The organism is Lacinutrix sp. MEBiC02595 (assembly GCF_053601555.1).
In genome coordinates, this window is the sequence record NZ_JBSHNU010000243.1 from 296,512 (window position 1) to 318,396 (window position 21,885).

General features: G+C 34.5%; 20 protein-coding genes. 7 read left to right on the forward strand and 13 right to left on the reverse strand.

Going from position 1 to position 21,885, the window contains the following annotated elements:
* Window positions 1–24: 24 nt before the first annotated feature.
* From mscL to ACVCZW_RS14940, 6 genes are all read left to right on the forward strand, one after another.
* Window positions 25–429 carry a large conductance mechanosensitive channel protein MscL gene (mscL, locus tag ACVCZW_RS14915; protein ID WP_452230486.1) on the forward strand — a complete coding sequence of 135 codons (405 nt, stop codon included), beginning with the start codon at window positions 25–27 and terminating at the stop codon, window positions 427–429.
* Window positions 430–600: 171 nt separating this feature from the next.
* Entirely contained in the window at window positions 601–1,590 is a 990-nt protein-coding gene (locus ACVCZW_RS14920) for an aspartate-semialdehyde dehydrogenase (protein WP_452230487.1), read from the forward strand.
* Between the two features lie 98 nt (window positions 1,591–1,688).
* Window positions 1,689–2,780, forward strand: a complete 1,092-nt coding sequence (locus ACVCZW_RS14925; protein WP_452232779.1) for a hypothetical protein — start codon at window positions 1,689–1,691, stop codon at window positions 2,778–2,780.
* 11 nt (window positions 2,781–2,791) lie between these two features.
* Window positions 2,792–5,251, forward strand: coding sequence for an FG-GAP-like repeat-containing protein (locus ACVCZW_RS14930; protein ID WP_452230489.1), 2,460 nt, complete (start codon window positions 2,792–2,794; stop codon window positions 5,249–5,251).
* Between the two features lie 87 nt (window positions 5,252–5,338).
* Window positions 5,339–7,507 carry a prolyl oligopeptidase family serine peptidase gene (locus ACVCZW_RS14935; RefSeq protein ID WP_452230490.1) on the forward strand — a complete coding sequence of 723 codons (2,169 nt, stop codon included), beginning with the start codon at window positions 5,339–5,341 and terminating at the stop codon, window positions 7,505–7,507.
* A gap of 92 nt (window positions 7,508–7,599) precedes the next feature.
* Window positions 7,600–8,517, forward strand: coding sequence for an ABC transporter ATP-binding protein (locus ACVCZW_RS14940; RefSeq protein WP_452232780.1), 918 nt, complete (start codon window positions 7,600–7,602; stop codon window positions 8,515–8,517).
* On the opposite strand, the gene ACVCZW_RS14945 is transcribed toward ACVCZW_RS14940, so the two are convergent.
* The 13 genes from ACVCZW_RS14945 to ACVCZW_RS15005 form a co-directional block, all read right to left on the reverse strand.
* Window positions 8,454–9,086: a 4'-phosphopantetheinyl transferase family protein gene (locus ACVCZW_RS14945; RefSeq protein WP_452230492.1), complete on the reverse strand. Its 633-nt coding sequence runs from the start codon at window positions 9,084–9,086 to the stop codon at window positions 8,454–8,456. The genes ACVCZW_RS14940 and ACVCZW_RS14945 overlap by 64 nt on opposite strands.
* On the reverse strand, window positions 9,083–9,337 hold the full coding sequence (locus tag ACVCZW_RS14950; protein WP_452231161.1) for an acyl carrier protein: 255 nt from the start codon (window positions 9,335–9,337) through the stop codon (window positions 9,083–9,085). Before ACVCZW_RS14950 ends, ACVCZW_RS14945 begins: the two co-directional genes overlap by 4 nt.
* A gap of 156 nt (window positions 9,338–9,493) precedes the next feature.
* A complete protein-coding gene (locus tag ACVCZW_RS14955) occupies window positions 9,494–9,799 on the reverse strand; it encodes a GIY-YIG nuclease family protein (RefSeq protein WP_452232781.1) in 306 nt (101 codons plus the stop codon).
* A gap of 130 nt (window positions 9,800–9,929) precedes the next feature.
* A complete protein-coding gene (locus ACVCZW_RS14960) occupies window positions 9,930–11,204 on the reverse strand; it encodes a beta-ketoacyl-[acyl-carrier-protein] synthase family protein (protein WP_452230494.1) in 1,275 nt (424 codons plus the stop codon).
* A 116-nt stretch (window positions 11,205–11,320) separates the two neighbouring features.
* Window positions 11,321–11,761 carry a 3-hydroxyacyl-ACP dehydratase FabZ family protein gene (locus tag ACVCZW_RS14965; RefSeq protein WP_452232782.1) on the reverse strand — a complete coding sequence of 147 codons (441 nt, stop codon included), beginning with the start codon at window positions 11,759–11,761 and terminating at the stop codon, window positions 11,321–11,323.
* 51 nt (window positions 11,762–11,812) lie between these two features.
* On the reverse strand, window positions 11,813–12,610 hold the full coding sequence (locus ACVCZW_RS14970; protein ID WP_452232783.1) for an SDR family NAD(P)-dependent oxidoreductase: 798 nt from the start codon (window positions 12,608–12,610) through the stop codon (window positions 11,813–11,815).
* Between the two features lie 124 nt (window positions 12,611–12,734).
* Window positions 12,735–13,787: a type III polyketide synthase gene (locus ACVCZW_RS14975; protein ID WP_452232784.1), complete on the reverse strand. Its 1,053-nt coding sequence runs from the start codon at window positions 13,785–13,787 to the stop codon at window positions 12,735–12,737.
* Window positions 13,784–14,524 carry a methyltransferase domain-containing protein gene (locus ACVCZW_RS14980; protein ID WP_452230498.1) on the reverse strand — a complete coding sequence of 247 codons (741 nt, stop codon included), beginning with the start codon at window positions 14,522–14,524 and terminating at the stop codon, window positions 13,784–13,786. Before ACVCZW_RS14980 ends, ACVCZW_RS14975 begins: the two co-directional genes overlap by 4 nt.
* Window positions 14,521–15,657 carry an NAD(P)/FAD-dependent oxidoreductase gene (locus ACVCZW_RS14985; RefSeq protein ID WP_452232785.1) on the reverse strand — a complete coding sequence of 379 codons (1,137 nt, stop codon included), beginning with the start codon at window positions 15,655–15,657 and terminating at the stop codon, window positions 14,521–14,523. Before ACVCZW_RS14985 ends, ACVCZW_RS14980 begins: the two co-directional genes overlap by 4 nt.
* A 56-nt stretch (window positions 15,658–15,713) precedes the next feature.
* Window positions 15,714–16,163: a 3-oxoacyl-ACP synthase gene (locus tag ACVCZW_RS14990; protein ID WP_452230500.1), complete on the reverse strand. Its 450-nt coding sequence runs from the start codon at window positions 16,161–16,163 to the stop codon at window positions 15,714–15,716.
* Between the two features lie 6 nt (window positions 16,164–16,169).
* The gene (gene mtgA / locus ACVCZW_RS14995) at window positions 16,170–16,862 is read right to left on the reverse strand and encodes a monofunctional biosynthetic peptidoglycan transglycosylase (RefSeq protein WP_452230501.1); all 693 of its coding nucleotides are present in this window, start codon (window positions 16,860–16,862) and stop codon (window positions 16,170–16,172) included.
* Window positions 16,863–16,924: 62 nt separating this feature from the next.
* Entirely contained in the window at window positions 16,925–18,043 is a 1,119-nt protein-coding gene (locus ACVCZW_RS15000) for an NAD(P)/FAD-dependent oxidoreductase (RefSeq protein WP_452232786.1), read from the reverse strand.
* 182 nt (window positions 18,044–18,225) lie between these two features.
* Window positions 18,226–21,192 carry a reprolysin-like metallopeptidase gene (locus ACVCZW_RS15005; RefSeq protein ID WP_452232787.1) on the reverse strand — a complete coding sequence of 989 codons (2,967 nt, stop codon included), beginning with the start codon at window positions 21,190–21,192 and terminating at the stop codon, window positions 18,226–18,228.
* 195 nt (window positions 21,193–21,387) lie between these two features.
* Here ACVCZW_RS15005 and ACVCZW_RS15010 point away from each other — a divergent pair, with 195 nt between their 5' ends.
* The gene (locus tag ACVCZW_RS15010; RefSeq protein WP_452232788.1) at window positions 21,388–21,822 is read left to right on the forward strand and encodes a hypothetical protein; all 435 of its coding nucleotides are present in this window, start codon (window positions 21,388–21,390) and stop codon (window positions 21,820–21,822) included.
* Window positions 21,823–21,885: the final 63 nt, after the last annotated feature.

Genomic DNA, 21,885 nt, shown 5'->3' on the forward strand with positions numbered 1-21,885 from the left:
ATAATTAACTATAAAACACATATCATGTTAAAAGAATTTAAGAATTTCATTATGACAGGAAACGTTATTGATTTCGCAGTTGCGGTAATCATGGCTGGAGCTTTAGGCGCAGTTATTAACGGATTTGTATCTAAAATTGCAATGCCTCTTATTGGTTTAGTAACTGGAGGAAAAAGTTTCTCTGACAACTTTTGGACTCCTGGGGATGAAGTATACAAAACTGTTGCTGCTGCTAAAGAAGCAGGTGTTGCTGCTGTAGAATACGGCGCATGGATTGACACTATTATTAGCTTACTAGTAGTTGGTTTTGTAATGTTCTTACTTGTAAAAGCATACAATAAAACTAAAAAACCAGTAGAAGCTGCTGCTCCTGCAGGACCATCTCAAGAAGATTTACTTGCAGAAATTAGAGATTTATTAAAAAAGTAATCTATTTTAATAAAAACACCATAATTATATAATATTCATATAATTACTAAAAAAGCCTCCTTTTATTTAAAATGGGGCTTTTTTTACTCCCTATTTTTAACAAAAAAAACCTTGTATATTAAGTGTTTGCATTAATAAATGCTATAATTTTGCATACTAAATTGTATTAAAATGAAAGTAGCTGTAGTTGGTGCCACAGGAATGGTTGGCGAAGTGATGAGACAAGTACTAGTAGAACGTAATTTTCCAGTAACAGAATTTATTCCTGTTGCATCGGAAAGATCTGTTGGTAAAGAAATTGAATTCCACGGAAAAAACTATACCATTGTTGGTTTACAAACAGCTGTAGACATGAAACCAGACATTGCAATATTTTCTGCAGGAGGAAGCACCTCTTTAGATTGGGCTCCAAAATTTGCAGAAGTAGGAACGGTAGTTATAGATAATTCTTCTGCTTGGAGAATGGATCCAACAAAAAAATTAGTAGTTCCAGAAATTAATGCAAAAGAACTTACTAAAGAAGATAAAATTATAGCAAACCCTAATTGCTCTACTATTCAATTAGTATTAGCATTAGCGCCATTACACGCTAAATACAAAATGAAACGCGTTGTTATCTCTACCTATCAATCGGTTTCTGGTACAGGAGTTAAAGCGGTACAGCAATTAGAAAATGAAATAAACGGAATTGAAGGAGAAATGGCTTATCCATATCCTATTGGCAGAAATGCATTACCACATTGTGATGTATTTGAAGAAAACGGATACACAAAAGAGGAAATGAAACTCGCTAGAGAACCTCAAAAAATATTTAATGACAGAACTTTTTCTGTAACCGCAACCGCTGTTAGAATACCAACTGCTGGTGGACATTCAGAATCGGTGAATGTAGAGTTTGAAAAAGATTTCGATTTAAAAGACGTTAGACAACTACTAAGTGAATCTTCAGGTATTGTTGTTCAAGATAATCCAGCTACAAACACCTATCCAATGCCAATTTTTGCACACGGAAAAGATGACGTTTTTGTTGGTAGAATTAGAAGAGATGAAACACAACCCAATACATTAAACATGTGGATTGTTGCAGATAATTTACGAAAAGGTGCTGCAACTAATGCGGTTCAGATTGCTGAGTATTTAGTTGAAAATCATTTGGTTTAAGTCGGCAAAGCAACTTTTACAGATAAATTACTGTAATTCAACTTGTTTAATCTTTAGTTTCTAGAAAAAGCACTATCTTAATAGCCATTTTTAAACCTATGGCTAAAAATTTACTTTCTGTTTTTTATTGTTTTTTTCTCTGCACACTTTTTTATTCTTGTGGGGCAGATGATAATTATATTCCAAACGAAGAACCAGAAATTTCACCTGTAGTTTTTGATATTACGCAAGTACCATATGCCACACTTTCTGAGTATCATTTTTTTGAAGGAGATATAAAAAACCTAAATCCAGTATATGGTGTATTACCCTACGATTTAAGTTCCGCTCTTTTTTCAGATTATGCACAAAAAAAACGCTTTATCTGGATGCCTGAAAATGTGAAAGCAGCATACAATGGTGACGATAACATTCTTAAATTTCCTATTGGCACCATCTTAATTAAAAACTTCTATTACAATAACGTGCTACCTAGTAATGAAACAAAGCTAATAGAAACTAGATTACTGATCAATAAAGCAGATGGTTGGAGCTTTTTAAATTACATTTGGAACGACACGCAAACGGAAGCTATTTTCGACTTATCTGGAGGTGTAGTACCCACAGACTGGAATGAAGGGGCAGAAACAAAGCACGTAGAATACAGAATACCAAGCGCATCGCAATGTCATACTTGCCACAAAACAGGAGACACTTCTATACCCATTGGCCCAAAACCCAGAAATTTAAATATCGCTTATAATTATGGAAATGGAGCGATTAATCAATTACAAAAATGGGCAGCATTTGGCTACTTAGCAGAAAACTATCCTTCTAATATAACAACACTTCCTAATTGGGAAGACGAAACACTTTCATCATCTTTGAGAGCAAGAGCCTATCTAGATATTAATTGCGCGCATTGCCATTCAGAAGAATCACATTGTGCTTATAGACCTATTCGATTCAATTTCGATGCTACTTCAAACCCTACAAATTTTGGGGTTTGCGTTGTGCCAGATGACAATATTGATGGTGGATTAACACATATCGTAGAACCACGAGACATAAGAAAATCTGTATTGTTCTATAGATTAAACGAAACAGAAGAATCTATTAGAATGCCACTATTAGGCAGAACACTTAGACATATTGAAGGGCTTCAATTAGTTGAAGCGTGGATAAACTCATTAACTATACAATGTAACTAAAACCAAAAAAAATGAAAAAAATTACACTTGTACTTATACTAATTCTATGTAGCTTTTTTGCTACAGGTCAAGTATTAAACCAAAATGCAAACTGGCCAAACACGAATTGGGATTTAGATGGCACTTATAATCCAGCACCTCTAATATTTACTGGAAACCCAACGGTAGCTGGAGGAGCTTCAAGCTTTTCTTTTGACGACGACGAAGGAGGTGGAAGTTCAGATAATAATATAGGAGTACAATCTCCTACCATTAATTTAACGAACGCATTTAATGCTGGAGAAACAACCTTAATTGTATCCGCTACTTATGTTCTTAACGTTTATGATAATGAATCGTTACAGATGCAATACTGGAATGCAGATGCGAATGCTTGGGTAAATTGGGGAGCAACATATACCAATGACACAGCAAATGCGCCAATTGTAGATTATTGTGCTGGTGTGTCTCAAGCTTTTAACAGCGGTGAATTAGACTTTTCAAGTTTTACGAGTAATCAGCTTCAAAACTTTAGATATAGAATTTATTATGATGACAACGATTCTTTTGGTTATGGAATTTGTTTCGATTCTCCAAATATTTCCTCGGTACCACCTCCTAATTGCCCAAACATTGCGGACTTAAGAGCTTGTAATTTAACAGAAAATACCGCAGATATATATTGGACTCCAGGAAGTGATGAGGTTTCTTATCAAATTGCAATACAAACATTAGGCTCTGGAATACCAACTTCTGGAACAACAACAGCTACTAACAACCCATATGTGGTTACTGCTTTATCCACTAATTCTAATTACGAGGCTTATGTTAGAGGGCAATGTCTTGACGGAAGTGGTTTTAGTTCTTGGGTCAGCATCCCGTTTTCAACAGAAAACACACCGCCAACACCTGGAACTTTTATATTTACACAAGATAATAGTATTTCGATGTCTGGAACAAGTTATGCGGTAGTAGACATGAATAGTGATGGCCTAGATGATTTAATTGCGGCATCATCCTCTACACTAAATATAACCTACCAAAACGATGGTAGTTGTTTTGATGAAGTTGTTTATTCTGCACCTGCTAATTATGGTCCAGGATGGAGCATCGCGGCTGGTGATTTAGACGGTAATGGCTACAACGATTTATTATATGCTGCTGGAAACGGCGTATCCTTTATAACAGCCAATGCCGATGGTACTGCATATTCGCAAACGTTTAATACCTCCGATTATGTTTTCTCGCAACGGTCTAATTTTGTCGATATTAATAATGATGGAAATTTAGATGCATTTGTTTGTCATGATGTCGAGCCAAACGTATACTTTATTAATGATGGAGCTGGCGGACTAGATTATTATCAAGGAGCTTCTGCTGGTGTTTTACCAAATGGATTAGGAGTACATCCCAATGGCGGAAACTATGGAACGGTGTGGGTAGATTATGATAATGATGGGGATTCCGATATGTTTATTGCCAAATGCAGAGGAGGAAACGTTACTCATAAAATTAATGAACTTTGGAGAAATGATGGTAATGGTGTATTTAACAATGTTGCTGGAGATCCTGGAGTAAACCTTGCAGATCCTGTACAAACCTGGTCTTCTGCTTGGGCAGATTATGATAATGATGGCGATATGGATGCCTATATTGGTGCAAGTTCTGGTTCTGATGGAGGACACAAATACATGATAAATAATGGAGATGGTACTTTTTCAGATGCTACTGCTGCTGCAAATGTAGGCGACGCTCCTTACGGAATTGAAAATGCTCCGGCAGATTTTAACAATGATGGTTATGTCGATATTTTATCGAACGGAAGAATTTTACTAAATAATGGAGATAATTCTTTCTCTGTTATGAATAGTGGTATGCCTCCAAGTGGCGCTATTGGAGATCTTAATAATGATGGATTTCTAGATGTATTTAGAGGAAGTTTGTATTTAAATAATCCGAATGATAATAATTGGATTAAAATAAGAACGCAAGGAAATATAAGTAATGCGAATGGTATTGGCGCAAGAATTAAAATACAAACCCCTTCCGGAAATCAAATTAGAGATGTAAGAAGTGGTGAAGGTTTTCAATATATGAGTACTTTAAATGCGCATTTTGGACTTGGAACAGACACAGAAATTACAAACCTAACTATTACTTGGCCTTCTGGAACAGTAGATGTAATTTTCAATCCAAATATTAATGAAACTATCACAGTTATTGAGGGTGAAAACCCGCTTAGTGTAAATAATAATGTGCTAGAAGCCGACCTTAATATCTATCCAAATCCTGCAAAAGATTTGGTTACGATTAATTCTTCCATAGAATTAAACAATGCTGTGTATACGATATATGATATAACAGGAAAACAAATTTTAAACGGAAACTTAAAAGAGAATACTATTCATGTGTCCAAATTAAATTCTGGAATATATATCTTAAAAATTACCGTAGACGGAAAGCACAAAACACAAAAATTAATCAAGGAGTAAAACGATAAATCTTTCTTAAAAGCTCTACTATTCATTTATTAGAGCTTTTTTTATGCTATTTTTATACCGATTTAAATTTTACATATAATGCAAAAAATAACCCTTTGTTTAATTACACTAATTACCATAATGGCTTGTAAAGAAGAAAAGAAACAAGTAGAAAGAAACATTTCTGTTAACTACCCAGAAACAAAAAAAGCAGATACTATTACAAACTATTTTGGTGTAGATGTAAAAGATCCTTACCGCTGGCTTGAAGACGATAAAAGCACAGAAACAGAAAACTGGGTTAAGTCGCAAAACCAAGCAACATTCGGGTATTTAGACCATATTCCATATCGAAACGAACTAAAAGAACGTCTTGAAAAACTTTGGAATTATGAAAAAGTAGGCGCTCCATTTACCGAAGGAGATTACACTTATTTTTACAAAAACAATGGTTTGCAAAACCAATATGTCATTTACAGACATAAAAAAGGAAGTAATCCAGATACTGCTGAAGTATTTCTAGACCCTAATAATTTTTCGGAAGATGGTACCGTTTCCTTAGGAGGTACAAGCTTTTCTAAAGATGGAAAAACGTTGGCATATTCTATTTCTGAAGGAGGAAGCGATTGGAGAAAAGTTTTAATCCTGAATACCGAAACCAAAGAAATTACGGAAGACACTTTAGTCGATATTAAATTTAGCGGTATGTCTTGGTATAAAAACGAAGGGTTCTATTACTCCAGTTATGATAAACCGAAAGGAAGCGAACTTTCTGCAAAAACAGATCAGCATAAAGTATACTATCACAAACTTGGCACTCCTCAAAAAGAAGATGCACTTATTTTTGGTGGTACTCCTTCCGAAAAACACAGATATATTTATGGAAGCGTTACCGAAGATGATAAATACTTATTAATCTCACCAAGAGTTTCTACCTCTGGAAACAAACTTTATATCAAAGACTTATCCAATCCAAAAAATCCATTAGTAACCATTATAGATCATACAGATAGTGACACCTATGTTATAGATAATATTGGAAGCAAGTTATACTTAGTTACCAATTTAAATGCACCCAATCAAAAAATAGTAACTGTGGACGCAACTAATCCAACACCAGATAATTGGGTAGATTTAATTCCAGAAACGGGGTATGTTTTAAGTCCTTCAAAAGGAGGTGGATATTTCTTTACGGAATACATGGTAGATGCTATTTCAAAAATAAAGCAATACGATTACGAAGGAAAATTCATTAGAGACATCCAACTTCCAGGAGTAGGAAATGCTGGTGGTTTTGGTGGAAAAAAGGAAGAGAAAGTAGATTACTATTCCTTTACAAATTACAATACACCTGCTAGTATTTATAAATTCAATATAGATACTGGTGTATCCGAATTATACTGGAAACCAAACATCGATTTCAATCCAGAAAACTATACCAGTGAACAGGTGTTTTACAGTTCTAAAGATGGAACCAAAGTACCTATGATAATCACCTACAAGAAAGGTGTAGAACGCAACGGAAAAAACCCAACCATTCTTTATGGTTATGGCGGATTCAACATTAGCTTAAATCCAGCTTTTAGTATTGCTAATGCCGTTTGGATGGAACAGGGCGGAATTTACGCGGTTCCAAACCTTCGTGGTGGTGGAGAATATGGAAAAGAATGGCACAAAGCAGGAACAAAATTGCAAAAACAAAATGTATTTGATGACTTTATTGCTGCTGCCGAATACCTAATAGAAAATAAATATACTTCTTCCAACTATTTAGCAATACGAGGAGGTTCTAATGGTGGTTTATTAGTTGGAGCAACCATGACGCAACGTCCTGATCTAATGAAAGTGGCGCTACCTGCAGTTGGTGTATTAGACATGTTGCGTTACCATACCTTTACAGCAGGAGCTGGATGGGCTTATGATTACGGAACAGCAGAAGATAACAAAGAAATGTTTGAATATCTTAAAAACTATTCACCTGTACACAACGTAAAAGAAGGCGTACAATATCCAGCAACGATGATAACCACAGGTGATCATGATGATAGAGTGGTGCCAGCACACAGTTTTAAATTTGCTGCCGAATTACAAGACAAGCAAACAGGAAGCAACCCAACTTTAATACGAATCGAAACAGATGCAGGACATGGCGCAGGAACACCTGTTAGTAAAACCATAGAACAATATGCAGATACATTTGGTTTCATACTCTATAATATGGGATTTGATGTATTGCCTAGTAAATCCAACGAAAAAATAAAAGGATAGTTTTATTCTTTTGATAAATTAGACCTGTCCCGTTTTAATAACGGCACAGGTCTTGTAATTAAACAAAACACCCACTTTTGTAAAAAAAAAATATGCTTACCGTAAATAAACTAACTTTTTCCTATAACAGAACGCCCGTTTTAAAGGATATTTCCTTTTCGGTAAAACCAGGAGAACACCTTTCTATTATTGGTGAAAGCGGTTCTGGAAAAAGCACTTTACTAAAAGTTATATACGGCGAATATGATGTTTTAAAAGGAAGCATTTTCTGGAAAGACAAGGAAATTCTTGGCCCTGAATACAACCTAGTTATTGGCTATGATTTCATGAAATACGTAGCGCAAGAATTTGACTTGATGCCTTTTATTTCGGTGGAAGAAAACATTGGTAAGTTTCTTTCTCGTTTTTATCCGGAAGAAAAACAAAAACGTGTTTCCGAATTATTAGAAGTAGTAGCGCTAACCAATGTCGCTAAAACTAAAGTGAAACTACTTAGTGGTGGACAAAAACAACGCGTGGCACTTGCTAGAGCGTTAGCCAAAGAACCGGAAGTCATTTTATTGGATGAACCTTTTAGTCATATCGATAATTTTGCAAAACAATCGCTTCGTAGAAACGTTTTTAAATATTTAAAAGAAAAGAATATTGCGTGTATTGTTGCCACTCATGATAAAGAAGATGTGTTGGGTCATGCTGATAAAATGATCGTTTTAAACAACCATAAAATAGCGGTTAATGATACTCCTGAAAATTTATATAAAAACCCTAAAACCTCTTTAATAGCTTCTTTTTTTGGAGAGTTTAATGTGATAAATGATCAAATTATTTATGCACATCAATTACAAGTAGTTGATAAATCGGATTTAATAGTAACAGTTATTAAAAGCTACTTTAAAGGAAATTATTATTTGGTGGAAGCGGATTTGGATGGGAGCAACGTGTTTTTTCAACACAAAAGTCCATTAGAAACAAACTCCGAATTGTTTTTGAGAATTGAAAATGCGGTATAATTTCCACAATGCGACAACGAAAATGCAATCGGTAATTTTTCAGATTTATTATATACTTTAGGAACACCAACTTCCGTTTTTTGGATGTTTAATGTTTGCATATCCAGTCTTTTCGTTTTAGAAAGGCACTTTAAAAAAAACTGCTTTACCGTTTGACTTTGCGTCTTATAATCTGAGTTTTCAATTTGGAACCACTTACTATCAAAATTAGATGCAGCATCTAAAGTCGCAACGGAGTGAATAAAAGCGTCTGTAATAATAGATTTGGTAAAATATAAATTACCAGCAATAGTAACTTGTCCTTTGTTATCAGTGAGCAACTCACACTCCAAGCGTTTCGGATTAAAAAATCGTTTTCCAAACTGCTGTACATGTACTTTATACGCGGCCTCTTTCATACTCCAAAGCAACCAAAGCATTTGGGGTTTGTCTTCCGTATAAAAAATGAGTTCTTGTTCCTTTTCTGTAAAAATTTTGTCTAAAAAACGTTGGTATCTTTTGCCATCCCGATAACTATCGGGACTATCTTTAGCAGCTTTTTTTAAATCGACAATATCATTGCCTATCATTTTGCTGCTAATTTTTCGTTTACAATAGCCATTGCAGCTTTTACAGAGACCATTTTTTCCATATCGTCATTTTCGATTCTAATATCAAATGCGTCTTCAACATCTAAAATCACGTCTACTAAATTTGCCGAATTAATTTTTAAGTCGTTTATAAAATCGGTGTCTTCAGAAAGGTTATTAAAGGCTTCTTCATTTTGAATATAAGGTTCTACAATGGCTTTTAGTTTCGCGATTAATTCTTCTTTATTCATCATTATTTTTTCATTTAACGTTTTAGTAAATTTAATAAAACACTTCGACAAGCTTAGTGTGACATCTTTTTTTTATTTGGAACATTAACTTGATTTAGTTATAAAGACAAATTGGGAACTAAATGTCAGTCTGAGCTTGTCGAAGACCATAATCAATTAAATACGGTTATTGTTTTGAGTGTAATTTTTAGAGAACTCAATGAGGTCTTGCCAATTCTCTTCAATCAATGCTTTTTTCTTTCTTTGAGACCATCCTTTTATTTGCTTTTGGATTTTAATAGCTTCTTTTGGATTTTCACATTGTAAATACCAAAGTAGCTTAACAGGTAATCTAGATGCTGTATAAGATTCTTTTTTGTGACCAGATTTATGTTGAGATAATCTTCTTTCTAAGTCATTAGTCATTCCTGTATAGTATGTTTTATCGTTACAAAAAAGGATATAAACATAATAGAATTTCATATGGCGTGTTTCTTTTAGTATCGTGAGCACTTCGACAAGCTCAGTCTGACATTCTCGATTCTATTTGGCAATATCTTAAAATGCTAGACTTTCTAAAGTAATCATAATCTTATATTTAGTATAGACTAACTTATTCAGAATACTTTTTAAAGATAACACAACCATTAACATCACCAAAACCAAAACTGGCTTTTACCGCAATTTCTAGTTCTGTTTCTAGTAGTTGTTTCACAATTTTCTCTTCTGAAATTAATGCAGCAATCTCCCGATGTACATCTTCACAATTAATATTAGGGAATACAAACTGCTCTTTTAGCTGAAGCACAGTCGCAACACTTTCTATGCTTCCTGCAGCAGCCAAGCAATGGCCAACCATAGATTTTAAAGAGTTGATATATGGGAAATTTTTTCCGCTTCTATGTAAGGCTTTCGTCCAATTTTCAATTTCCAAACTATCTTTTGAAGTGGCTGTTAAATGACCATTAATCACATCAATTTCTTCGGCAGCAATATTTGCATTTACCAGTGCATCTGTAATACAGCGTTGCACAGCTTCTGGGTTCGGAGCAGTCATTGTTCCGCCATTTCGTTGTCCTCCAGAGTTGACGTTTCCGCCTAAAACCTCGGCGTAAATAGTTGCATTTCGTGCCAAAGCACTTTCTAAAGACTCTAAAACCAAAGCGCCAGCTCCAGCACCAGGAACAAATCCAGAAGCACTAGCGCTCATAGGTCGTGAACCTTCTTCTGGAAACTCGTTATGCTTGTAAGTCATTACTCGCATAGCATCAAATCCTCCCCAAATATAAGGGCCATCATCACTACAACTGCCTACCAACATCCGTTTTGCTTGTCCGTTTTTTATACGCTCGTAGCCCATTAAAATCGCTTCCGTTCCTGTAGTACATGCAGATGAGTTGGTGGTTACTTGATTTCCTAAACCTAAAATCCCTCCTAAAAAAGCGCTTATCCCGCTTGCCATAGTTTGCACAACCACTGTGCTTCCTAATCGTTTTACTTCGCCAGCATCTAATTTATAAATGGCTTCTCTAAATTTTTCAACTCCGGAGGTTCCTGTTCCAAAAATAGTTCCACTATCCAAGTCTAAATCGCTATTCTCATCTATTGTAAATCCTGCATCTTTCCAAGCATCCAATCCTGCAATACAACCATATAAAATGCCAGAACTATTAAAACCTCTAAGTTGTAAAGGCGTGAGGTATTCTAGTTTTTTTTCTTCGGAAATAGATGGAATTCCACCAATGCAACACGAAAAATTCAAGTCGGCCAATTGCGGATGAAACGTGATTCCAGATTCGCCTTTTTTTATTGCTTTTGTAAATGCGTCGAGTCCAACACCATTTGGTGCTACAACGCCTAAACCGGTTATAACTACTCTATTTTTCATGTTCTATTCTTTCGTAGGCAGGAATCTTATTAATTATAAGTTTCATTTTATTTTTATAGAAAATATTAAAGTTTTCTAATTAAACCCACAAGGTTTTAAAAACCTTGCAGGACAACTCAATTCGACGTTATCATTCCTGCAATTTGACCACGACAAACCAATTCTCCTTTCTCATTTAAAAGCTTCACTTTACATTTCAATTTATGAAATCGAAAGACTTCTTTTTCTGAAATTACAGTCACTTTTTCTCCTGGAAATACTGGTAAAAAAAAATCGATCTGACAAGAGGTTAAAGCGATTTGCGGTTTTTTTTCTTCTGAAATAGCATCTTTCCATAAATAAATACCTAAACACACCAGTCCAATTTGTGCCATACATTCGGTTAAAATAACACCTGGTGTAATTGGGTTATTTTTAAAATGTCCTTTATAAAAATATTCCTCTTTTTTGAACGTGTAGTTTCCTGTTATTCCTTCGGAAGAAATAGCAGTTAATTCATCCACAAATAAAAATGGTTTTTGGTATGGTAAAAGGTTTATGATGTCTTTACTATTCATGTTTTAGTTTCAGACCTGTCAGGTTTTGAAAACCTGACAGGTCTCTTTTAATTAAGAAATATGCTCACCTCCATCTACAGGAATTACGCAGCCATTTATCCAACTGGCTTCCTCTTTACTTAGCAAATAGACTGCATTGGCTACATCTTCTGGTTGTGTTAATCGCTTAAATGGATTACGTTGTAAACTGTGTTCTTTAATTTTTTCGCTTCCAGGAATCATGCGTAAAGAGGCAGTGTCTGTAACTCCTGCTTGAATGCAATTGGCTCTAATACCAAAAGGTGCAAATTCTAAAGCTATGTTTCTGCTGATGGCTTCTAGAGTTACTTTAGCAGCAGAAACTGCGGCGTAGTTTTTCCAAGCTTTGGTATTACCTTCACTGGTAAAACTTATAATTCTAGCATCTTCAGCAAATAGTTTAGCATCAAAAATTCCTTTTGTCCAATCGTATAAACTAATAGCCATTGCGTTTATAGTGAGATTAAAATCATCGTTTTTTAAGGTTGGTTTTTCGTCATCTAACATAGGTTTTAAGTTTCCTTTTGCTACGCTGTGCACCAAAGTTCTTATTTTACCTTCTGTTCCTAAAATGGCGACTAATTCAGAAATAATAATATTTCTTTTTTCTTCTTTAAAAGCATCTACATTAAAGGATTTAAATTGAACACCTTCCGCTTTAATCTTGTCGAATTCTATATTAATTGCATCTTCCTGTGCTCTAGCATTTCTATGAAGGATACAAATATGCATGCCGTGTTTTGCTAGCTTTTTTGCTGTAGCTAAACCTAATCCGCTAGAGCCCCCAATTAGGAGCGCCCAATAATTTTTATGTTGAAATTCTTTAATCATTAATTTAAATTTATCTTTTGAAGCCGCTTCGACAGCACTCCGTGTAAATTGATCTTCATCTATTCATTATTAAAATGCTTCGACAAGCTCAGCAGGACATATTCACTACATTTTGTATGTAGTACTACCATTCTAATAATATCCGTTGTGCCGAAAAACCTGGCCCAAAACTAAGCATTAAACCTTTGTCACCTTTTGGTAATTGTTTATCCATAAAGCGTTCTAAAACATACAAAACGGTTGCACTACTCATGTTTCCGTATCGTCTTAAAACCTCCTTTGTGTCGTCAATATTCTTTCCTAAAGCGCCAAATAAATCTTCCACTGTTTGTACTATTTTTTTTCCTCCTGGATGAAAAATAAGGTGGTCAATATCTTCAATAGCCATATTATTGTGCTCTAAAAAAGGATGGACGATTTTAGGAAAATGTTCTGAGATTGTTTCTGGCACTGCCTTGTCTAAAATCATTTGTAAACCTGTATTCACCAATTTAAACCCCATCATGGTTTCGGAATCATAAAAATGATACATGGCTTCGTCAACTATTTTTGGGCCTTCTTCCTTTTCGTAAGACGATAAAATAACTGCTGCTGCGCCATCACCAAAAATAGCAGCACTTACAATATTGACCATAGAAAAATCATCCAACTGAAAAGTGGCGGTCGGCGACTCTACAGCTATTACTACTGCGCGTTTGTTAGGATTAGCTTTTAAAAAATTCTTGGCATAAATAATCCCTGAAACTCCTGCGGCACACCCCATTTCGGTAACAGGTAATCGCACAATATCTTGTTTCATTTTTAGATTATTGATAAGATACGCATCCATGGAAGGAATCATAATTCCTGTACAACTTACGGTTATAATAAAATCAATATCTGTTGGTTTTAGCGCTGCTTTATCTAATGCTTTGCTTAAAGATTGCTCTGCAAGTTGTACCACTTCACGCGAGTAAATATCATTTTTCGCTTCAAAAGAGGTGTCATTAAATACTTCTTCCGCGTCCATAATAGAATAGCGCTTGTCTACTCCTGCGTTTTCAAAAAGCTTGATGACTTTACGCTGAAAACGTTCGTCTTGACCATTCATCCAAAGATTTAAGTAAGGAATAATATCCTTGGTTTCTCTGGCATACTTAGGCAATTGTTTTGCTACTGCTGTTATTTTTACACTCATAGTATTTCCTGCTGCTGTACGGTTTTTTTATTTTTCAAAATCCATTGAAAACGAAAAGCCCATTTCCATTGTATTTGATAATTTACATTTATTTTTTCTGAAATATCTATCAGTTCTTTTCTTTTAAACCCTCTTAAAACAGAGGTTAAGCCGTCTTGTGATATTGTTTCATTATTAATCGTTATACTTAACAATTTGAATAAATAATAGGCTAATCTATTTCTGTGCAAATCATTAACTATTACTCCTAATTTCGCTTTTTCTAATACTGGTTTTAAAAACGAAACTAATTGGTCTTCTTCAAAATGATGCAGAAATAATGTAGTTAACACCAAATCGTATTCTAGCGTTTGAAATTCTTCAGAAAAAACATTCATCGCTTTAAACTCTATATTTTCATATTCTTCCGATAATGCTCTCGCATAATGGATTGTATGCCGATTAGCGTCGACACCTAATAATTTAAAATTGTAATGGTTCTTCTTTCCAAATTTGGCTACTTCTCTTAAAATATCTCCACCACCACAACCTAAATCGATAATGGTTATTGTTGTCTCTTTTGGTTGATTCTTAAGTGCTTTTCTTAATCCGTTTATGTTAACTATATATCCACCTAACCACTGATTAATTTTAGCTAACTTGTCTAATGAATCCTGTAATATTGGACCCTTATAATCCAAATCATCCATAATTTCTTTTTCATTACTTCTGTTTTTTGTACGGACTAATAAGCTCATTCTAATGTCATTATTTTACCATGGGTTCGTTTAATTACAAGTGGTAAAATACTTGGAACCCATTTTACGATTCTAATTAAAACCTCAGCCAATTTATTTTTATTCAATAGGCTTGCAACTAGGTGACCTGTTGCTAAACGCGATTTAAACGCGGTATTCCATTCTCTAAGATACTGCTTTTCTAATGCCTGTCTATCTTTTATTTCGCCATTAAAGAACTTAAGAATAAGTAGCGATGCCATTTGCCCACTGCGAATTGCCATGCTCATACCATTACCGCATAATGGATGAATCATTCCTGCTGTATCCCCACACATAAGTATGTGTTTTTCGATGGGGTTTTTGGTTTCAAAAGAAATTTGACTAATCGTTATTGGTGCATCAAAAACGGATTTAGAGTTTTTAAAAATGCTTTTTAAAGCGGTATTTTTAAAGACTACTTTTTCCTGAAACTCGTTAATATCGCTATATTTTTTAAAGGCTTCGAAATTAGTAATGTAACACAAATTTATACTATTGTCCTCTACTTTGGAAACGCCACAATAACCACCTTTAAAATTATGAAGCGCTACTACATCATCTGGAAAATTTCCTTTTACATGTGTTTTAACTGCTAAAAAAGGAGATTTGTTTTTTATAAAACTACGATTAAGTTTTACATCTAAATTAGCACGTTTACCATAAGCACCAATGACTATTTTTGCCCGATAGTTTGTTAATTTTGTTTCGATGGAAAAAGAATCGTCATGAAACGCTACGTTTTCTACCGTATCTTGAATAATGGTTGTATTATTTTGAATCGCTTTTTTTGCGAGTTCCTGGTCTAAACAAAATCGACTAATCCCAAAGCCACCAAGCGGTAATTCCGCTTTAACCAACTTGTTTTTTACCGTTGATAATTCAAATCGATTAATTTTTTTTGCGCCTAACTTAAAAACATCGATTCCTAAAAAATTAAGGTATGATAGGACTTCATTTGAAATATATTCACCGCAAACCTTATGCTTTGGATAGCTGTTTTTTTCGATAACCAAAACACGAAGATTATTTTTTGATAAATGAATAGCGCTACTTAAACCCGCTAAACCACCACCTATAATAAGGACATCAAAATCTGAAGGAATTGTGTTCAATTTCTTTTTTTAAATCAATTGGACTAAAGATAAGCCGAAAATTGCTTATTAGGAAATTAGTTCACATTTGTTACCGTAAATTGTTGTTCTCTAAAATTAATTAGATCTTCCTTTTTTTTGCCTAGTAATAATTGCGCAATAGGTGTATTTGCAGAAATAGCATAAAAAGAGGTGTCGTCTATTTTTAACTCTCCAGCACTAATAGCAATAAAATAATTATTTTGAGTAGTGTAAACAACAGAGCCCAAGCTTATAATTTTAGATTCTTTTAAAGCATCTACTTTAGAAAGTATTTCTTTTAGTTTTTGCGTTTCGGCCAATTGCTGCCCTATTTTTTCTCGTTCTAGTTGCAACATCGCACGACCCGTTTCATGCTTATCTCCTGCACTACTTTTGGTTTCTGTAGTTAGAGATTCTTGAATTTCTAAAATCGTGTTTCTTATAGTTTGTAGTTTGCTTTCTACAAATTCCTGACATTGCTTATATAGTTGTTGTTTTACTTTCAATCTATTCTATTCTTTTAAATTATAATGTAATATACCAAAATAACGCATTTGATTTACGGTCCAGTTTTTACGGGATTGAATATAATTGGAAGCTGGATTCGCTTTATATCTTCTTGGGTTTGGTAAAATAGAAGCTATCGCTGCTGCTTCTTGCTGTGATAATTTTGCTGCCGTTTTTTTAAACCAATATTGCGAAGCTGCTTCAATACCATAAATACCATTACCCATTTCAATGCTATTTAAATACACTTCCATAATACGCTCTTTAGACCATATTTTCTCGATTAAAAAAGTAAAATAGGTTTCTAAGCCTTTACGTAACCAACTGCGTGCTGGCCAAAGAAAAACATTTTTTGCAGTTTGTTGGCTAATCGTGCTTCCTCCTTTAATGCGTTTTCCTTTTTTGTTATGTTGGAATGCTTTTTCAATCGCTTTAAAATCAAAACCTGCATGGTTTAAAAAGTTTTGATCTTCATTACAAATTACTGCAAGTTGCATGTTTTTAGAGATATTATCTAAAGCAACCCAATCGTGTTTCCACACTATATCTTTACCTTCTTGATATTGCTCTACACTTCTAATAACCATTAATGGCGTAGCAGGAACTGGAACTTTTTTATATAAAAAAACCATAGAAACAGAAGCTACAACCATCCAAAAAATGGTTTTTAAAATAAATCTAAAAAAGCGTTGTATCATATTTATTTCTCGTGAAAACGGGAGTCTTAATAATTAAATATTTCTTTAAATGAGATTCCTTCCTACGTAGAAATTTGATCTGCTAATTCTTTACCAACCAAACTACCAATGGCAACACCCATACCGCCAAGTCTTACGCCGCAAAACACGTTATTACTTATTTGTTTTACAATCGCTTTTTTTTGAGCACCAACGCCCATTATGCCGCTCCATCTATGATCTACCTCAAAAGGTGTGTTTGGTAAAATAGTGGTTTTTAAAAGTGCTTCTAGTTTACTTTGAATGATTTCTGTTTGGTTTAATTCTGTGGTTTCTTCGGTTTTAAAATCTAGATTTCTTCCGCCTCCAAATAAAACTCTGTTATCTATATTTCGAAAATAATAATAGCCTTTATCTAAATGAAAGGTTCCTTTTATGTGTAAGTCTTTAATTGGTTTCGTAATTAAAACTTGTGCTCTTGCCGGTTTTACTTCTGGAATATCTAATTGTGACGCAAAGCCATTAGTCGCTATTAAAAGTTTAGAAGAGGAAAATGTAAAGGAATTGGTTTGTATTTTAACCAAATTTATGTCTTCTGAAAATGCTTCTACCGACACATTATTTAAAATTTTAATGCCTTTGGAAAGTGCTTTTTGAAGCAAAGCATCCATCATTTTACCGGTATCTATTTGTCCTTCAAACTGGTTGAAAATGTAATTTTCTTGTATATTTTTAAAACCGAAAACATTGTCTTTTAAACTAAAAACATCGGCGTTAAAAACAGGTTTTAGAAGTTTGTTTACGACTTCTTTTTTAGAAAGACATTCTTGAAATAAAGGAGCATCTGTTTTGGTAAACAATTCGTAACCTCCTAATTGCTGGTAGTTAATCGTTTTATCTCCTAAAGTGTTTCTTAAAAGCTGTAAGCCATGTACACGTTTTTTTACAAGCTCTATAACTTCTTCTTGGGTATGCGTGTTTAAATCGTCTAGAATTTCGCTCAGACTACCAAAGCATGCAAATCCTGCATTTTTAGTACTTGCTCCTTGCGGTAAAGTTCCTTTTTCTAAGATTAAAATTTTTGCTTTCGGGAATTTTGTTTTTAGCTGTAATGCGCAATTAAGTCCAACGATTCCGCTACCAACGATGGTGTAGTCTATGTTGGCGAGCCATGTTTTTATTTCCCAATACGATAAGTTCATGATGCTAAGTTAGGGTTTTAATTGGAAGTTCTAAACTGTGTTAAGGATAGCAGCGGCATCCTTTTTGTTTTTTTACAAAAAGATATAGTGAATAGCCTGACTTTTGTTTTTTGGAGCAAAAGTAACACCAAAAAAAAAGCTCCGAAAATTACTTTCAGAGCTTTTATAAAAGGGAAAATAAATTATTTAATGATTATTTTCTTAGTGGTTTTGCTTCCGTTACTTTCTATATTTAACAAATATATTCCAGAAGATAAAGCATTAACATCTAGTGTTCTTATTGCTGTTTTACTGTTGTTAACCTGGTTATAAACACGTCTTCCTCTAATGTCGTATATTGAAATATTAAGATCGTCTGTATGGTTTGATTTAATATGAAGTGTTCCTTCTGTTGGGTTAGGATAGACAAGGAATGTGTTTGTTTTAAAATCATCTACGCTTAATTCTGTTAAAACATTTACCGTGTAATCTTCTATTTGTCCCCAAAAACCAGTTTCGCAAGGTCCAAAATCGTTACTAACGCCATCTGTATTTTTCATACCTACTCGCATTCTAGTAGCTCCTAATACTGCATCTACAGGTACGGTTATGGATAATCCAGATTCTGAAGTAGGCTGATCTACAACATTACTTGCTGTTCCTAAATCATATTCCTCTCCTGCGTCACCAAAACTACAATTCTGATTCCAATCGATCCACACTTTATTCACATAGAAAAAATCCCCATTAGAATTCACATTTACGGTAATCTCGTGGCTCGAATTTCTTTGGATATCTGTAGAAATAGAAGTAAAATCTTGATACGGATCATCTGCACTTGCTGCTATAGTAATATTATTAATCGTATTAAAGAATACGCCAGTAATTCTATCCGCGTCCGTACTAGTGGCAGCAGACGCACAAACGCCATCGGACACCGTCAACATTACTGTTACTGTTTTAACAATAGATGGAGCGGTTGCTGCAACCGTTATGGTATAATTTCCAGGTGTTTCGCCAACAAGACCAGTTACATCCATTGTAAATGTAGCATCTGCATTTAAAGATGTAGGTGTAAAAGCGAAACTGGCTCCTGGTAATACTGGTGTTACAGAAGCTGAAAACGTGGTGTTTTCTGAAAAACCATTAGAAGTAACATAGTTAAAACCATAACTTACAGCATCTATATTACATGCAGATTGTCCGCCAGTGGTGCTACTTATACTAAAATCGGAATCATTAGAAAGAGAGAAAACATCTGTAATTGCATAAAAAACATTGTCTGCAGCTTCTATTAAAATTCTCGAATTATTATTCGCTGTAATATTTGGAACGGTAATAGATGCGGCTCCAGTATTTGCTACGCCGGATGCTAATGTGGTATTAAAGTTTGCGCCTCCATCTGAGGAGAATAATATATTTACGGTTTGGCAATTAATGGTTGCATTGTCGGATTGACCTACGACCCAATTTACTGTTTGTGTACTACCTGGTGCCCATGTTGGTGGTGTAGCGACTGTAAATGGTGTTACATTTTCTACAGTTACTGTCATTTCATCTGATTTTGTATTTCCTGCAACTGCGGCATTATCTCTAACGGTAAACAAGAAACCCATCGTTCTAGCAACAGATGGCACGACTTCCCAAGTGGAAGCTAAAGAACCAGATATTACGGTACTAAAATCTGGAAAATATCTAACAGGAACTGTTTTAGGATCTAGTGATCTAAACGTTGGTCCGCCAGTATTAGTTGCTTCTGGTGGCATTGGTGCTGGTGCCGTATCATTTTGTTCCCATGAATAGGTTAGTGTATCACCGTCTCCATCTGTTCCAACTCCAGTAAGTTTGAAAGCGGTAGAAGGAGGAATAGCATAATCTATTCCAGCAGCTGCTGTTGGTGCCGTATTTCCTGTTGAAGTTACAGTACCACAAGTACTACCAGATCCAGCAGAAATGTTTATCCACATTTCTTTAATATTTTCACCGTGAAAATAATCATCACTATTGCTTTGAACATTTGGCGCACAAATACCGGCATATCCCATTATCGAGGAAGCACTTCCTGGTTCTACAGAAACAGAGCTTCTATTACAACTATTATTTTGCGTATGGTTACCACCAAACTGGTGTCCCATTTCGTGTGCTACATAATCAATATCAAAAGCATCTCCTACCGGTGCTCCAGAACCCGTTACACCTCCTGCTTTACTTCCGGTACAAGGAGAGTTTAAATAAGCAACTCCACCGCCTCCAGTACTAAAAACATGTCCGATATCGTAATTGGTAGTTCCTATATTAGCGTCTACAATAGTTTGGTTTTCGCCTAACATAGCACTTCCACTATTGTTTGTATATCCATCTGTAACAGCATCAAAAAAGATAATAGATGTATTATCTACCATAGTCATAGTTAAACCAAGATCTCTAACGTACACGCCATTAACACGGTTCATAGTCGTTGTCATTGCTGCCATAACACTTCCTAATGTTCCTCCATGATATTGCGCATATTCGGCAGTACAAGCTAATGCTAATCTATAGGTTCTTAATTGGCCATCATCTGCATTTCGAAGTGCTATATATTCTTGGTTAGAAATACCACTTTTTTCTAATACAGATTCTGTTTCACAAAGAAATGTATCCGAATTTACATCTCCTTCTGAATTAACAAAGGTGATGTATGTTTTTAAATCGTTAGAATATGGTTCTATAAATATCGTTTTCTTTTCAGATAAAATCATACCACTTAATCCTTTTTGAGGCGTGATTGTTAAACGAAGTTGTGCTGCAGGATTTTCTACACCAACACCAACATACGTCTTAATTTCAGGGAATTTAGCAGCTAAGCTTGGTTCCATAATGGATACTTCACTAATTCTGAAAGATTCAAAACTACCATCGGCATTTGGAAATGGAATAATGATAGTAGACGTTTTATCGTAGGATTCTTTCTTTGAAGCCTTTAGTAGAATACTAGATAACCCGCTTACATCTACATTAAATAAGGTCGATTTTTGCGGAATTTGTTTATAAAATTGAACCTCGTTGACATCCATTTTTGCCGCACTTGTTGGAGACCAGATGGAAGATTTTTTTTGTGCAAATGCACTTATTGAAATCATTGCAACTGCAAAAAGTAAGCAAACATTTCTCAAGTATTTTTTTTTCATAATAAAAAGTCTTATTTTAATCTTTTAAAGTTAGTCTGATTTTTCTAAAACACAAGAAAATTAGAGTTAATTCATAAAATATCTTATCCGTAAATGAAAAAAGTGTATTTATTTAACATATTATTCTTTGTTCTGTTCCTTACAACATCTTGTAAAACTAGTAAAGAAAGCAACTTACAAACTAATTTAAAAACAATGGATTATACTTGTCCAGATGATGGTATTTGTTCTTTGGAAGTGATTAAAAACAAATCTTTAGAGATAAAACAAGATGCTATTGGTGCATTATACCCCGTTTTGCATGCAGGAGAATCTAATGTTTTAAAATTTGAGTATAAAAGGAATGAAATTGCAAATACACAAGATGGCCAGTATAGCGAGTTGATATATGCTGAATTACCTCAAAATATAAAAAACATCGAACGTAACGATGCGGATTTAAGTATGGTAAAATTATTATTTGGAAGACTATGTTTCTGCAGAGGGCAAACAGGTTATTATAAAGTATCTAACGGAAAATTAGAAATTCAGAAAAAGGAAGATGGCACTTTTAATTTTAATCTTCATTTTAAAATAGATGAAGTACCACAAATCATTACCTTAATAGATACGACCTTTTCCCTAAACTAAGGTATAAAAAAACTCCGAAATCGCTTTCGGAGTTTTTTGTTTCCCATTTTTATGGGCATGATA

Coding starts and splice junctions, on each gene's coding strand:
- mscL (WP_452230486.1), top strand. CDS start 25: ATGTTAAAAGAATTTAAGAATTTCATTATGACAGGAAACGTTATTGAT.
- ACVCZW_RS14920 (WP_452230487.1), top strand. CDS start 601: ATGAAAGTAGCTGTAGTTGGTGCCACAGGAATGGTTGGCGAAGTGATG.
- ACVCZW_RS14925 (WP_452232779.1), top strand. CDS start 1,689: ATGGCTAAAAATTTACTTTCTGTTTTTTATTGTTTTTTTCTCTGCACA.
- ACVCZW_RS14930 (WP_452230489.1), top strand. CDS start 2,792: ATGAAAAAAATTACACTTGTACTTATACTAATTCTATGTAGCTTTTTT.
- ACVCZW_RS14935 (WP_452230490.1), top strand. CDS start 5,339: ATGCAAAAAATAACCCTTTGTTTAATTACACTAATTACCATAATGGCT.
- ACVCZW_RS14940 (WP_452232780.1), top strand. CDS start 7,600: ATGCTTACCGTAAATAAACTAACTTTTTCCTATAACAGAACGCCCGTT.
- ACVCZW_RS14945 (WP_452230492.1), bottom strand. CDS start 9,086: ATGATAGGCAATGATATTGTCGATTTAAAAAAAGCTGCTAAAGATAGT.
- ACVCZW_RS14950 (WP_452231161.1), bottom strand. CDS start 9,337: ATGAATAAAGAAGAATTAATCGCGAAACTAAAAGCCATTGTAGAACCT.
- ACVCZW_RS14955 (WP_452232781.1), bottom strand. CDS start 9,799: ATGAAATTCTATTATGTTTATATCCTTTTTTGTAACGATAAAACATAC.
- ACVCZW_RS14960 (WP_452230494.1), bottom strand. CDS start 11,204: ATGAAAAATAGAGTAGTTATAACCGGTTTAGGCGTTGTAGCACCAAAT.
- ACVCZW_RS14965 (WP_452232782.1), bottom strand. CDS start 11,761: ATGAATAGTAAAGACATCATAAACCTTTTACCATACCAAAAACCATTT.
- ACVCZW_RS14970 (WP_452232783.1), bottom strand. CDS start 12,610: ATGATTAAAGAATTTCAACATAAAAATTATTGGGCGCTCCTAATTGGG.
- ACVCZW_RS14975 (WP_452232784.1), bottom strand. CDS start 13,787: ATGAGTGTAAAAATAACAGCAGTAGCAAAACAATTGCCTAAGTATGCC.
- ACVCZW_RS14980 (WP_452230498.1), bottom strand. CDS start 14,524: ATGAGCTTATTAGTCCGTACAAAAAACAGAAGTAATGAAAAAGAAATT.
- mtgA (WP_452230501.1), bottom strand. CDS start 16,862: ATGATACAACGCTTTTTTAGATTTATTTTAAAAACCATTTTTTGGATG.
- ACVCZW_RS15000 (WP_452232786.1), bottom strand. CDS start 18,043: ATGAACTTATCGTATTGGGAAATAAAAACATGGCTCGCCAACATAGAC.
- ACVCZW_RS15005 (WP_452232787.1), bottom strand. CDS start 21,192: ATGAAAAAAAAATACTTGAGAAATGTTTGCTTACTTTTTGCAGTTGCA.
- ACVCZW_RS15010 (WP_452232788.1), top strand. CDS start 21,388: ATGGATTATACTTGTCCAGATGATGGTATTTGTTCTTTGGAAGTGATT.